At 46.1% G+C, this 12,426-nt stretch carries 15 protein-coding genes and 1 tRNA gene; 5 read left to right on the top strand and 11 right to left on the bottom strand.

What is annotated here, in order from left to right:
- From VC182_RS10565 to VC182_RS10575, 3 genes are read right to left on the bottom strand one after another with little or no spacing between them, the layout of a single operon-like run.
- Window positions 1-2,400, bottom strand: coding sequence for a xanthine dehydrogenase family protein molybdopterin-binding subunit (locus VC182_RS10565; RefSeq protein WP_323485266.1), 2,400 nt, complete (start codon window positions 2,398-2,400; stop codon window positions 1-3).
- On the bottom strand, window positions 2,393-2,881 hold the full coding sequence (locus VC182_RS10570) for a (2Fe-2S)-binding protein (RefSeq protein WP_416350587.1): 489 nt from the start codon (window positions 2,879-2,881) through the stop codon (window positions 2,393-2,395). The genes VC182_RS10565 and VC182_RS10570 overlap by 8 nt, the downstream gene beginning before the upstream one ends.
- Window positions 2,878-3,804, bottom strand: coding sequence for an FAD binding domain-containing protein (locus VC182_RS10575; RefSeq protein WP_323485267.1), 927 nt, complete (start codon window positions 3,802-3,804; stop codon window positions 2,878-2,880). Before VC182_RS10575 ends, VC182_RS10570 begins: the two co-directional genes overlap by 4 nt.
- Before the next feature lie 114 nt (window positions 3,805-3,918).
- On the opposite strand from VC182_RS10575, the gene VC182_RS10580 reads away from it, so the two are divergent.
- Window positions 3,919-4,854 carry a LysR substrate-binding domain-containing protein gene (locus VC182_RS10580; protein ID WP_323485268.1) on the top strand — a complete coding sequence of 312 codons (936 nt, stop codon included), beginning with the start codon at window positions 3,919-3,921 and terminating at the stop codon, window positions 4,852-4,854.
- A 149-nt stretch (window positions 4,855-5,003) separates the two neighbouring features.
- Here VC182_RS10580 and VC182_RS10585 read toward each other — a convergent pair whose 3' ends face one another.
- The 4 genes from VC182_RS10585 to VC182_RS10600 all read right to left on the bottom strand — a co-directional run bounded on the left by VC182_RS10585 (window position 5,004) and on the right by VC182_RS10600 (window position 5,975).
- Entirely contained in the window at window positions 5,004-5,192 is a 189-nt protein-coding gene (locus VC182_RS10585) for a hypothetical protein (protein ID WP_323485269.1), read from the bottom strand.
- A gap of 32 nt (window positions 5,193-5,224) precedes the next feature.
- Window positions 5,225-5,404 carry a hypothetical protein gene (locus tag VC182_RS10590; RefSeq protein WP_323485270.1) on the bottom strand — a complete coding sequence of 60 codons (180 nt, stop codon included), beginning with the start codon at window positions 5,402-5,404 and terminating at the stop codon, window positions 5,225-5,227.
- Window positions 5,405-5,573: 169 nt separating this feature from the next.
- On the bottom strand, window positions 5,574-5,795 hold the full coding sequence (locus VC182_RS10595) for a hypothetical protein (protein ID WP_323485271.1): 222 nt from the start codon (window positions 5,793-5,795) through the stop codon (window positions 5,574-5,576).
- A gap of 91 nt (window positions 5,796-5,886) precedes the next feature.
- A tRNA-Leu gene (locus VC182_RS10600) sits at window positions 5,887-5,975 on the bottom strand.
- Window positions 5,976-6,110: 135 nt separating this feature from the next.
- Between VC182_RS10600 and VC182_RS10605 the strand changes: the two genes are divergently transcribed.
- The 4 genes from VC182_RS10605 to purU all read left to right on the top strand — a co-directional run bounded on the left by VC182_RS10605 (window position 6,111) and on the right by purU (window position 10,354).
- Window positions 6,111-8,570: a penicillin acylase family protein gene (locus VC182_RS10605; protein WP_323485272.1), complete on the top strand. Its 2,460-nt coding sequence runs from the start codon at window positions 6,111-6,113 to the stop codon at window positions 8,568-8,570.
- A gap of 89 nt (window positions 8,571-8,659) precedes the next feature.
- Window positions 8,660-9,064 (top strand): surface-adhesin E family protein, encoded by a 405-nt coding sequence (locus tag VC182_RS10610; RefSeq protein ID WP_215320022.1) that lies wholly within the window; start codon window positions 8,660-8,662, stop codon window positions 9,062-9,064.
- Entirely contained in the window at window positions 9,015-9,425 is a 411-nt protein-coding gene (locus VC182_RS10615; protein ID WP_215320024.1) for a hypothetical protein, read from the top strand. Before VC182_RS10610 ends, VC182_RS10615 begins: the two co-directional genes overlap by 50 nt.
- Window positions 9,426-9,499: 74 nt before the next feature.
- Window positions 9,500-10,354 (top strand): formyltetrahydrofolate deformylase, encoded by an 855-nt coding sequence (purU, locus tag VC182_RS10620; protein WP_323485273.1) that lies wholly within the window; start codon window positions 9,500-9,502, stop codon window positions 10,352-10,354.
- Window positions 10,355-10,371: 17 nt separating this feature from the next.
- Here the strand turns inward: purU and soxA are convergent, their stop codons facing one another.
- From soxA to soxX, 4 genes are read right to left on the bottom strand one after another with little or no spacing between them, the layout of a single operon-like run.
- The gene (soxA, locus tag VC182_RS10625; RefSeq protein WP_323485274.1) at window positions 10,372-11,091 is read right to left on the bottom strand and encodes a sulfur oxidation c-type cytochrome SoxA; all 720 of its coding nucleotides are present in this window, start codon (window positions 11,089-11,091) and stop codon (window positions 10,372-10,374) included.
- A gap of 59 nt (window positions 11,092-11,150) precedes the next feature.
- Window positions 11,151-11,480, bottom strand: a complete 330-nt coding sequence (locus VC182_RS10630) for a thiosulfate oxidation carrier complex protein SoxZ (RefSeq protein ID WP_215320029.1) — start codon at window positions 11,478-11,480, stop codon at window positions 11,151-11,153.
- Window positions 11,477-11,953, bottom strand: coding sequence for a SoxY-related AACIE arm protein (locus tag VC182_RS10635; protein ID WP_216154977.1), 477 nt, complete (start codon window positions 11,951-11,953; stop codon window positions 11,477-11,479). The genes VC182_RS10630 and VC182_RS10635 overlap by 4 nt, the downstream gene beginning before the upstream one ends.
- Window positions 11,954-11,964: 11 nt before the next feature.
- Window positions 11,965-12,405, bottom strand: coding sequence for a sulfur oxidation c-type cytochrome SoxX (soxX, locus tag VC182_RS10640; protein WP_323485275.1), 441 nt, complete (start codon window positions 12,403-12,405; stop codon window positions 11,965-11,967).
- Window positions 12,406-12,426 lie beyond the last annotated feature (21 nt).

Genomic DNA, 12,426 nt, shown 5'->3' on the forward strand with positions numbered 1-12,426 from the left:
TTAAGCCTTCACTGCACCAGTGCCCACATTGATTGCGCTCCAAAGCGCACTTGGGGTCATTGGTAACGTATTGATTGAGATGTCTTTGGAAGCAAGTGCATCATTGACGGCGGAGGCAATAGCAGCTGGGCTACCTAAATATCCAGCCTCACCCGATCCCTTTTGGCCAAACTCTGTCAATGGAGATGGCGTGCAATGGTCAACAATCGTGATTGATGGCACTTCATGTGCGCTTGGTAACAAGTAATCCATGAAGGTGCCGGAGAGCAGTTGACCCTCATCAGAGAAGCTAAACTTCTCAAGCAATGCAGCCCCAAGCCCGTGAGCGATACCGCCATAAGTCATGCCGTGTACAACTCCGGGGCTAATCATCACTCCACAGTCATGTCCGCAAACATACTTGTGAATAGTTACCTTACCGGTACCCGGGTCAATACTGGCCAAGATCACGTGTGCCTCGAATGAGTGGCACGGATACATTTGCACTCTTCCGTCTTCGGTTGGAAGTTTTCCACCCGTAGGTACTTCCCAGACAAATTTCTCCTGCAGTCCCGGCTCCATGCCTTCTGGTAGCTGGTGGTACTTTCGGTGAGCAATATCAACTAGCTCATCCCAATTCATTGATTTAGCCGAGTTGCTGATGGAGGTAAAGGTACCACTGTCATATTGCAGGTCTTCAACAGGCACCCCTAAGTTATGGGCTGCTATCTTGGACAGCTTCACTCGCAATTTTTTTGCCGCACCTGCTGCTGCACCACCCAACATAATTGCCATACGACTACCTACTGGACTATTGGATGGAAGAGCATTTAATGAATCGGCATGCAGAACTCGGATGTCATCTGGCTGGTGGTCAAGCACCTCTCCTACAACCGTAGAAACCAGTGTTTCATGGGCTTGGCCTGATGAAGATGTACCCATTAATGCTGTAATGCTTCCAGACAAATCAATACGAACCAAGCAGGAGTCCATCCATGTGGTGGTTTGATTTTTCGGATTAAAGAGCGGCTCGAAGGAAGAATTTCCACCAGATGGCTCTAAACACGTTGACATGCCGATACCAGCCAACAATCCGCTTGCACGCAACCGATCGCGCTCTGCAATCAAATCTGAGAGCGGAGCCGCATTTAGCGCCTTCATAAACACAGTTTCGTAATCACCAGAGTCGTAACTAGTACCACTTGGAATCAGGTATGGGAATTCATCTTTGCCAATAAGATTCTTTTTCCTAAATTCAATACGATCCATATTCAAGAAGCGGGCAATACGGTCGACACCCGTTTCAATGGCATAGTTTGTAGGCGACTGCCCGAACCCACGCACAGCCTCTTGTGGTGTCTTGTTGGTCATTACAGCAATTGCTTCGTACTCAACGCTTTGAATACGGTATGGGCCAATGATTGCGCCAACTGGCTTACCAAGCTGCAATGGGGAACGGCCTGAATATGCGCCGATGTCATCAATCGCCCGCATTTTCATGGAGCGAATAATCCCGTCCTTAGTAAAGCCCATCGTGACGTCAAAAATTCGGTCTGGACCCTGCATATCCCCGCCACGCATATTTTCTAAACGGTCCTCTACAAAACGCACTGGACGATTGAGTCTACGCGCCAAGTAAGCAACCAAAATTGAATGCTTGAGTCCGCGCTTTACTCCGTAACTACCACCCACATCAATATCAAAATGAACCCGGACGGCATTTCCTTCTAAACGAAGCGCCTTAGCCAATTGATCTGGAAATTTAGGCATCTGAATTGAGGCCCATACATCCATAATTTGTGTTGAGTCATTCCACTCACATGCAACGGCAAATGTTTCAATTGGAACCGTAGAGTTTCTTGACCAACGGGCGCGATAAGAAATCTCATGGTCGCACTTAGCAAAGTCCTCCTCAACCGGACCCCAAAGAAATTTACGCTGGAAAATGATGTTTGATCCTTGCGCCTCATGAACCAAGGGAGAAGACTTATCCATTGCAGCTTCAGGATCAACGATGTGATCAAGTGGCTCATAATCAACATCAATTAATTCAATTGCGTCTTCAGCAATAGCGCGCGTTTCCGCCACCACAGCAGCGACCCACTCTCCCGCATATCTTGCTACATCAATGGCCATTGGATAACGCTTAACCAACGGAGCATCAACACCCGGCAACGTTGGATCAGTATCGGCGAATAAGTCAGCGCCGGTAATCACGGCATGAACGCCCGTTAGGCTTAGGGCCGCACTAGCGTCAATGGACTTAATCTTGGCATGCGCATACGGACTCGCAACGATAGCCACGTGCAACATATTGCGCAAGTGAACGTCTGCAGCATAACGGCCTTGGCCCACAACAAATCTACGGTGCTCTACAGCACGTCTTTGTTTGCCAATGTATTTAAATTTCTTTTCAGTCATGGCTATGCTCCTTACCGGTAGCATGCAAAACGGCATCAACAATCTGTTGATAGCCAGTACATCTGCAGATGTTTCCGCTAATAGCTTCGCGCACCTCTTCCTCTGTTGGGTGCGGATTATTTTTCACCAGATCATGGCAGGCAACCAGCATTCCGGGGGTGCAATAGCCGCATTGCATTGCATGACATTCGCAAAACGCATCTTGAATCTTTGACAATTCGCCGCGTGCAGGTGCTAGTCCCTCTACGGTTGTAACTTGCATGCCATCTGCTTGAACAGCAAACATGCAACAAGATCTGATTGGCTCGTCATTTAAGAGAACAGAACAGGCACCACACACACCATGCTCACAACCTACATGGGTACCGGTTAAATGGGCTTCATCACGAATGAAGTCGACCAAAGTCATTCTTGGCTCAACTTCTTTTGCAAAAAGCGTTCCATTAATTGTTAGCTGGACCATAACTTTATCTGCCATCATTTATTCCCCATTGCGTTTTCAAGTGCCTCAATCAGTACTCGAGCCAGCAGAGTTGCCCCTAGGCTTTTTCTAAATTGAGCTGTGTTGTGCGTATCGCTACCCGGATCACACTGTTCAATTGCTTCATTGGCTATTTCTTGCGCCAATTGCGTGGTTAGCGCTTTCCCAACAATTTTTTCTGCAAGTTGCGGGAACGCTTTGGGCGCGCCATTAACACCACCAGCCCCAAAAGCAATACGCTTAACTATCCCTTGTGAATCAACCTGTAGCTGGCATGCTGCCGATGCAATTGCAAAGTCACCCTTACGCATCGCGACTTCAGTAAAGGCTGTGCCGATACCGGAACCACCCCAGACTGGGAAATCAATTGCAACTAAACACTCTGTTTCAGCAAGTGCTGTGTACATTGGTCCAAGAAAAAAATCATTGGCCTCTACAGAGCGAACACCACTAGATGCACTTTCCAGATGCATGGTTGCCCCTAACACTTGGGCGGCTAACGGAAGCTCAGCAGATGGATCTGCAAATGAAAGACTGCCTCCAATGGTCCCTCTATTACGAGTTTGGCTATGCCCAACCCAGTTGAGCGCCTTTTTAACTAACGGGACGGTTTTATCAAGCGATGAATTGAATTCAATATCGCGTTGTCTTATGCAAGCTCCAAAGCGAATCGTTTCCCCATCTTGGGTTAACTGCTTTAATTCATCGAGTCTATTGATGTCGATTAATAACGATGGCCTCGCAAATCGCATTGCCATCATCGGCACAAGACTTTGGCCTCCGGCTATTAACTTGGATTCGGATCCAACCTCTTCTAAAACACTCAGAGCGTGCTCTAAGTTTTCAGCGCGAACATAATCAAAAGTAGCGGCTTTCATTGGATATGCACCAACCTCTATAGAAACCAAAATTTGTGGAGACAACTTAATGACTGCAGATTTTGTTCGTAGTTAGTGCGCAAAGCAATGTAATATTACTCATATCTCATGAGCTATTCTCATGATTCAATTGTTTAAGTAATTGATTTTTAAGGAATAATGATGAGGAAAATTCCTCCATTGAATGCCATAAAGGCATTTGAATCTGCCGGTCGCCACAATAGCTTTACTAAAGCAGCTGATGAATTGTGTGTTTCACAGGGGGCTATAAGCAAGCAAATTGCCGTACTAGAAGAATGGCTCAATACGCAGCTATTTCTACGCACCCAATCCCAGCTAAAACTCACCGAAGCAGGACAGGAGCTATTGGCAACTGTTACACCCGCTTTTGACCGCATTGCCTTAACTACGATGCGACTAACTGAGCGCTCTACAGAGGCAGGTATTTTGAATGTGAATGCACCGCCAACTTTTACCATGCGGTGGCTTATACCCCGCATCTCATCATTTCAAAGATTGCATCCAGAGATTGAAATTAAGCTCACAACCTCTACTGCACCAATTAATTTTAGGGAGTTCTCATACGACATTGCAATACGAGGTTTTCAAGTTGAGCCTGAAATAGATAATGCAACTGCATTTATGTCAGAAACGATCTTACCTATTTGTCACCCTAATCTATTGAAGGGAAAACTAATTGAGTCTCCTAATGACATTAATAAGTTTCCACTGATAACTTATGACACAGCGCCAATGAAATGGTCTGATTGGGCAACATCAGCAGGGGTTAGTGGCTATGGACCTGCCGTTACTCCACTCCAATTTGAGCAGATGTACTTTGCCTTGCAGGCAGCAAATGAAGGATTAGGAATAGTTCTTGCTCCCCTATTTCTTGCAGCTGATGACATTTCAACAGGCAAGTTATGCGCACCATTTGGGGTGGCTGGCGCGCGACAAAGAAAATACTACGCAGTGTCCAGAATTAAAACCAATGACAAGCCCATATTCAAAGTCTTTCACCAATGGCTCAAGGAAGAAAGTATTAAGACAGAAATCAAGATGGAGCAGTTACTGGAACAAAAAGCAAATCCCTAGATTTCTTATTATTTACAAAAAGTTCTACCCCGCTACTAACCGTTGAAGTACGCGCCCTAATCTGAAAAAGGTTCTCTTGTATAAGGTGTCGGTATGTCACCAGCTTGCTTAGGCTGTTGATGGCGCTGCATCCTATCTTGCTCCTTAACTCAGGCCTCAAAGGCTGCTTTAGCTTCCTGCTCTGCCTGCTGTCGTGCAGCCAATTCGGCCGCGGTAAATACCTCAACGCGGTCCATTAGCGCAGCTAAGTCCTCTTTAGAACGAACCACATAGCTGTTACCGTAGCTTAGGTAACGCTGCGTCTCTTCTTTCTCAGACAACTTGACTGGCTTGATCATGCCAAACGGTTTAACACTGCCATCCATAGAAGTTAGAACTTAGATTTAGTCTCGTAACCTTTTGACTTCAAGCAGACAACGTAAGAATCTGATTGAGTTAGGTCGTTGTTAGATATGCCGCAGTACTTACCAGCAACCTGTAAACATTCCGCTTTATCGCGATTAAATTGAGCCTCGGATTGCCCTTTGGTTGGCACATACTCGGTCGTCATTGCGCAGGCTGTAAGAGCGAAGCCTATTGTTAGGGCATAGGCTTTGTGAGTAGAGTCTTTGCCAGTTCATCGACATCAGTCAATACATCCCTATCAGCCCTATAGTAAAAGTACTCCTGTATATCAATCAGGTGGGGCTGGTCATCGTATTTATTGGGGATGCTAGTTTTTAGATTCCCATCCCCGGGGCGCAGACCATAGAACGCAAGTAGCGCCTCAGCATCAGCCTGCGTCCAGTCAGCTCCGGAGTCAGCTTAAGGCGAATGTGTTGCTTATTCTGAAAGTATTTGCGAAGACCCAATGGAATGCGACGCTGAAACATAAGCGTGCCATTGTTGTTAACTAAGTATTTGGTCTTCACGGTAATGTGTTGTGTCTGCAGTATGAGCATAGTCTACCCTCAAAGATATCTAAAAAGTATCTAAGACAAAACTCTGAGGTAACCGCCCATCCTGATGCAATGGGGGTGATGCTAACTTCTTTGGTGCCCGAGGCCGGAATCGAACCGGCACGACTTTTTTGAGTCGGCAGATTTTAAATCTGCTGTGTCTACCGATTTCACCACTCGGGCTCGCATCAACAATAAAGCCGTGCTAAATAAATCAAGACAAGCGAAATTTTAGCACGCAAGCCACTAATAAGACCCTGGAGCCCCTTTTGCCCCGCAATCCAAGGGCGTGACGAATAAAGCATCTAAAATATCTCCATGAATTTACCGGCTAAATCATCGGGGCTCGCCAAGCTTTTACGGGCTGGACTGTGGCTTATAGGGCTATGTCTCATTACTGGCCTAGCAGTCACTCTTGCCTATTTATATTCTGCCCAATCCAATATCTCCGGGAAACGCACAATTAAAAGTCTGGGTGATTCTGTTGCCATCACCTTTGATGAGTCTGATGTTCCGCATATTAATGCAAAAAGCCAGGCAGACGGCTACTTTGCCTTAGGCTACCTACATGCCAGTGAACGCTCCTGGCAAATGGAAATGAATCGACGCATTGCAAGTGGTCGACTTTCCGAAATCCTGGGTCATGACACTGTAAAAATTGATCGCTTTGTGCGCACCCTCGGTATCAAACGTGCAGCTGAGCGTCAATTTGATCGCTACCCTGTTTCTGCCAAACGTCTATTGCAAGCCTATGCCGATGGTGTCAATGCTGGCAATGCACAATTGGGTTGGGCTCTCCCGGTTGAATATTTCTTAACGGGTTCAAAACCAGGCCATTGGTCTCCGACGGATAGCGTTGCTTGGATGCTGATGATGGCTTATGACCTAGGTGGAAATTGGCAGAAAGAATTACAAAGGCTTGAGTTATCCCAATACCTCACAACAAAACAAGTTTGGGAGGTGATTGAGCCATATGAAAATGATGAGCCTGTCAGCAATATGGATTTTTCCAAGCTCTATAGAGATCTGCAGGTCTTTCATCCCGCTCCAGGTCCCATTGAGAGTAAGTCCAAGAACTTACCCGCAACCGAGTTGAGCCAGTTAGATCAAATGGGAGCAAGAGATGGTATTGGCTCCAATAATTGGGCTGTGGGCGGCAAGTTAAGCGCTTCTGGTAAGCCCTTATTGGCTAACGACCCTCATCTGGGACTTTCCGCACCGGCTATTTGGTACTTTGCCCATCTAGAGGCCCCTGGATTAAATGTGATCGGCGGCACTCTCCCCGGAATACCTGCAGTGGTTTTGGGTAGAACGGATAAATTTGCATGGAGCTTTACCAATACCGGAGCCGATGTTCAAGATTTATATATTGAGCAAATTGACCCAAAGAATCCAGGCATGTATCGAGGTCCTGATGGACCACTCCCATTTAAAGTGCATCAAGAGATTATTGATATCAAAGGATCCCCATCACTGACTTTCTTGGTAAAAGAAACACGACATGGGCCTGTTATCTCTGATTCCTATGCAAAGGCCAAACGTACGATTGACACGGATCGCTTTGCTCTTGCCTTACGCTGGACAGCACTTGATCTTGAAAACCAATCAGTCATCGGATTATTGGATATGAATCATGCGGCTGATCTTGATCAATTTAAACAAGCCCTACGGAAAAATTACGCCCCGATGCAAAACGTCGTGATGGCGGATGCCGAAGGCAATATTGCTTATCAGGCAGCTGGGGTCGCCCCCAAAAGGATCTTGCACCAAGGTCTCTATGGCGTAGCCCCAGCACCAGGCTGGGAGCGTCAGTATGACTGGAACGACTATGTGCCTTTTGAGCAGCTCCCCTCTATCAATAATCCCGAACAGGGCTGGATAGCAACCGCTAATCAAAAAATTATTGCAGTCAATGATCCCAATCCTTTAACGGGCGACTGGGAATTGCCAACACGTTATGACCGAATTGTTGATCTCATCAAATCCAAAAGCATTCATTCGACTGACGATATGAAGGCTATGCAAGGCGATACCCTATCGCTTGGGGCGACACCATTATTAGAACTATTTAAGGCCAGCCAAAGCTCTCATCCCTTAAGTGCGCAAGCAATGGAAATTGGTAAAAGCTTTGATGGCAATATGAAAGTAGATAGCGTAGGCGCACTTATCTTTAACGCTTGGGCAGACCAATTGACCCGCAATCTCTTCTCTAGATTAAGTTATCTGTTTACTGAAAATTATGGAGCACGCAACTACCGCGCCCCACTAATACGCCAAGTAAAAAATCCCAATAGCCCCTGGTGTGATGATCCTAAAACCGAGAAGATTGAATCTTGTCAGGAGTCATCCAATAAGGCGCTTGATAAAGCCTTAGATTACTTAAGTAAAAAGTATGGTGACGATCCCAAGACTTGGGTCTGGGGTAAGGCCCATATCGCCATCTCTGAACATCGTCCACTGAGTAAGGTGCCGCTACTAGGAAGCTTGTTTAATATCCAAACCCCCTTCCCTGGGGATAGCTTTTCTGTCAATGTGGGACGACTTGAGCTGATGCAATCCAATAATCCCTATGAAACACTTCAGGCTCCAAGCTTACGGACAGTCTATGATTTATCCGATTTGGAGAAATCACTCTTTGTATATCAGACAGGCCAATCTGGATGGGTGCAAAGCAAGCTCTATCGCAATATGAACTCTTTGTGGGCCAATAATGAATATCTCCCGCTGCAGATGAAGCCAGAAAAGACTGGTCGACAGCTTGAATTGATGAATAAATAAGCATTTCAATAAATGCTAAAAATCCCACGGCTGCCATTCATGGCAGGTAAAATGTGATTATTGTGACCAGAAATTTTAAAGGGCCTTTCATGAAAAAATTATCTTCTCTGCTTGTTCTAGCCACCACCATAATTTGCTCTCCCAACGCATTTGCAGAATGGCAAGAGATCGGCAAACCTGATGCTTTCACTCTTTACGTAGACGCAGCTACGATTCAAAAGCAAGGCGATAAAGTACAAATTATGTCTTTATTGGATTTCAAAAAACCGGGACAAAATCCAAAAACTAAAGAGACTGCAAACTCCCTTATTGGCCTTAACGAATTTGATTGCAGCGCCACGAAGTATCGCCCTATCGAATTTAAAGTCTTTTCCGGGAATATGGGCAAAGGCAAAGTAGTAGAAGAACAAAAAACTCCAGATAGCTCTTTTGAGCCTATTGAGAATGGATCTTGGCCAGCCGGAGTCTTTAACGTTGCTTGCCGGACAAAGTAAAACAGGTTTATTAACGCTGAAAGCGATTGTCCTAGCCGTCTTAGGGATATCGGTTTTTTTTATTAGCGGATGCGCTGCGCCTTTAGCCGCTTTAAGTAGTTCCAGTACGGCAGCTGCCAGCGCTGTTGGAACTGCTGCTGTAGCCAATCCTGGAACAGCAGTTAGCCTTGCATCAACTGCAGCCACAGGCAAGTCCCCTTTGGAACACGCTGCATCTGCTGCTACCAAGAAGGAATGCAGCTTCTTTAATGTGATTGACTCAAAACCTATCTGCATTGAAGTTGTCCTGCCAACCATTACTGACAATAGCGAGCCCTTATTGGGTCCTGCGGATACGATTCAAAAATCCGCCCAGCAATAACTCTGCCACCCACCCCCAACCAGGGGATAACAGACTAAAATTACACCTTATAAGCATTCCACTAACAATTTCATATGATCACTGAAAACTATTACCTCACCCTCACCTGCCCCAATAAGCCTGGCATTGTTGCCGCGGTCTCTACTTACATATTTGAACTGGGGGGTGATATTGAAGAGGCTCAACAGTTTGATGACAAAGCGTCAAAGCGCTTCTTTATGCGCGTCACCTTTAGCTGTCCTGCGAATGTAGAGTCGCTCAGAGCGGGCTTTGTGGAAATTGCAAAGCGTTTTGAGCTCACTTGGGAGCTACGTGCCGTAAAGGATCTTAAGCGCGTATTAATCATGGCTTCCAAGTTAGACCATTGCCTGGTTGACCTTCTCTATCGCTGGCGCATTGGTGAATTGCCAATGATCATCTGCGGTATCGTCTCTAATCATCCTCGTGACGTCTATGCCAGCATCGATTTTGCAGATATTCCCTTCTACCACTTACCAGTCACACCTGAAACCAAGCCGGCACAAGAAGCCAGGCTTCTAGAAATCGTTGCCGAGTCTAAGGTTGATATGGTGATTTTGGCGCGCTACATGCAAATCTTGTCCGATGATTTATCGACCAAGCTATCTGGCCGCTGTATTAACGTACATCATTCATTCCTACCTAGTTTTAAGGGTGCCAAGCCTTATCACCAAGCACATGCGCGCGGTATCAAACTGATTGGAGCTACCGCCCATTTTGTGACCAGCGATCTGGATGAAGGTCCGATCATCGAACAAGACGTAACTCGCGTTACCCATGGCGACACACCAGATGATTTGGTACGAAAGGGTCGAGATTTAGAGCGCACCGTTCTCTCAAGAGCTTTGCGTTACTACCTACACGATCGCGTCCTTATTAATGGAGCGACTTCAGTAGTCTTTTCTGATTAACTGAGGAAGGACCTTTGCTACGGCCTCACCCCTGGAGATTCTAGGGGTAGACCTCTAGCTCGCCACATTAGAAACAACTCTAACTGCGCCATCTCTGGCGAACCATATTCAAATTGTTGTGCCCGTACACCGCTCATGCAGTTCCGTAGGCGCCTTTGTAATGACCCTAGGGTTTGCCACTCTAAGCGATATATCGGATAGGCATTGGGATGCCCTTGCGGTATCAGGCTGCCGCCAAGCTTTAGACCTGCTCTATCCTCATGACATTGCGCACAAGATAAATTCAGCTGCCCCATACGCTCATTAAAAGTTTGCCTTCCCTTTTTTAAGAAAGATGCGTTAGTAGAGTTTTCATTAACTGCAATTGGCATGCCCTTGGACTGAAACGCAATAAAGGCAGTTAAGGCTAAGAGATCTTTGCTCTCGTAGACTAGGGCGGGAGCTGATTGAGCGCTGACGCGACACTGATTGATCTGACCTTCCAGTGTTTGGAGTTTGCCTTTGATGACTTTAGGATATAGCGTAGCTACACCACGCATGGATTTTTTTGCATCTCCATGACAGGTGCTACAAGAATTATTTTTTGGGCCAAGCTTTTGTTGCCACAGGCTTTCTCCATCACCAACCCAAAACATTGCTGGATTAAGTGAGGGGTCATCCTGCATCGCCTTGTTCTCGCCAGACATTAATTCATAACTAGATTGCTGTGATGGTGGCAGCGCTTTGGCTACCCCCATGCATATGAAGTTAGCAAGCACGAGATAAATACTGCTAAGAAAAAGAGATGTCTGCTTATTCACGAAACAGTAATGTGAGACTGGTTTATCGCCTCGTACCCATCATCCCCAACCCATCTGAACTCCAGGGTTCCAGACTCAACAGCGATAGTAGTAAAGATGATCAAGGGATTAGCCCCAATCCCTGAATAGAAATCCGCTTTAAAGACTTCCACGGTGTTGTAGGTGCAGGTAAAGGTACGAATGATGTCGCGCGGAATGGGCTTACCGCCCTCGCTATATCGAAAACCAGACTCCATATCATGCTGCGCAATTGCGCGAATCTCAATAATGGAATCTTTTTTTGCCGTCGCCGGCATCGTAATGGATGTACGGGAAGTTTTACTCATACCATCTCCGTACATGCTGAAAGGGTTACCAAAGTTTCAGCAGAACCTTGCCAAAAACTACCATTACTCATTTGCGCAATAGCCCATACCTTCTGACTATCAGCTAAACGGACGCGAGTCGTAATATTGGCAGTTCCTGAGCGAGGGGTAAGGTACGCAGTAAAGATATTGGGTAAAGGATTACCCTCGGCAATCACATATATGGTCTTAACGTAATCATTGGCAGTCATCGGACTATCTACGCTGACCTTCAAAACCACTAGATTGCCGTTCTCCACCAGCGGAGGAATAGTTAGAGTAACCTTACCCTCCCGAAGGGTGGCGCCACCAACAATTTTTTTAATGGCTTCATTTGCATCCTCTTTTTTAGCAAAGGCTGTTAAAGGACTTGCTAGCAAGCCAAGGGTCATGAGCCCAAGACCCTGAACCTGCTTAAGCCATTTTCGGCGATGCTGGTAAATAATATTTTTCATCTTGGTTACAGTTAGTTTTGATTATTCAAAGTCATTAAGAAAGCAATCACGTCTTCGATCTCTTGGCCACTCAATATGGTTTGATCAACAAATTTAGAGGCTACACGATTGAGATGGCTTGTTTGATAGTAGGCTGGCATGATCGTTTGTGGATTGAAATGCGCTGCATTTACGATACGGGCTCTTAATTGAGGTGCATTTAACCTCGCTACGCTTGACTTTAATTCGGGAGCTAAGCTCCCTTGAAAGCGTTCTTCCGGAAAGGGGCCGCTATGACACAACAAACACAAGCCCTTTTGACGACTTGCCACGATTACCCTGCCACGGGCTGGATTGCCTACCTCAGAAGAAAGGGATTCGAAAATCGAATCCCCCGTAATTACTTGAGCGTGCACAGCATTGAGATTGAGAATGACTAGCAATGAAAATGCTAGTGCAATCCTCTTTCTCATCGACACAATTTCACTATGAAC

Source organism: Polynucleobacter sp. AP-Nickl1-40-C4 (assembly GCF_035012665.1).
Taxonomy (GTDB): domain Bacteria; phylum Pseudomonadota; class Gammaproteobacteria; order Burkholderiales; family Burkholderiaceae; genus Polynucleobacter.

Coding starts and splice junctions, on each gene's coding strand:
- VC182_RS10565 (WP_323485266.1), bottom strand. CDS start 2,400: ATGACTGAAAAGAAATTTAAATACATTGGCAAACAAAGACGTGCTGTA.
- VC182_RS10570 (WP_416350587.1), bottom strand. CDS start 2,881: ATGATGGCAGATAAAGTTATGGTCCAGCTAACAATTAATGGAACGCTT.
- VC182_RS10580 (WP_323485268.1), top strand. CDS start 3,919: ATGATGAGGAAAATTCCTCCATTGAATGCCATAAAGGCATTTGAATCT.
- VC182_RS10585 (WP_323485269.1), bottom strand. CDS start 5,192: ATGATCAAGCCAGTCAAGTTGTCTGAGAAAGAAGAGACGCAGCGTTAC.
- VC182_RS10590 (WP_323485270.1), bottom strand. CDS start 5,404: ATGACGACCGAGTATGTGCCAACCAAAGGGCAATCCGAGGCTCAATTT.
- VC182_RS10595 (WP_323485271.1), bottom strand. CDS start 5,795: ATGCTCATACTGCAGACACAACACATTACCGTGAAGACCAAATACTTA.
- VC182_RS10605 (WP_323485272.1), top strand. CDS start 6,111: ATGAATTTACCGGCTAAATCATCGGGGCTCGCCAAGCTTTTACGGGCT.
- VC182_RS10610 (WP_215320022.1), top strand. CDS start 8,660: ATGAAAAAATTATCTTCTCTGCTTGTTCTAGCCACCACCATAATTTGC.
- VC182_RS10615 (WP_215320024.1), top strand. CDS start 9,015: ATGGATCTTGGCCAGCCGGAGTCTTTAACGTTGCTTGCCGGACAAAGT.
- purU (WP_323485273.1), top strand. CDS start 9,500: ATGATCACTGAAAACTATTACCTCACCCTCACCTGCCCCAATAAGCCT.
- soxA (WP_323485274.1), bottom strand. CDS start 11,091: ATGGGGGTAGCCAAAGCGCTGCCACCATCACAGCAATCTAGTTATGAA.
- VC182_RS10630 (WP_215320029.1), bottom strand. CDS start 11,480: ATGAGTAAAACTTCCCGTACATCCATTACGATGCCGGCGACGGCAAAA.
- VC182_RS10635 (WP_216154977.1), bottom strand. CDS start 11,953: ATGAAAAATATTATTTACCAGCATCGCCGAAAATGGCTTAAGCAGGTT.
- soxX (WP_323485275.1), bottom strand. CDS start 12,405: ATGAGAAAGAGGATTGCACTAGCATTTTCATTGCTAGTCATTCTCAAT.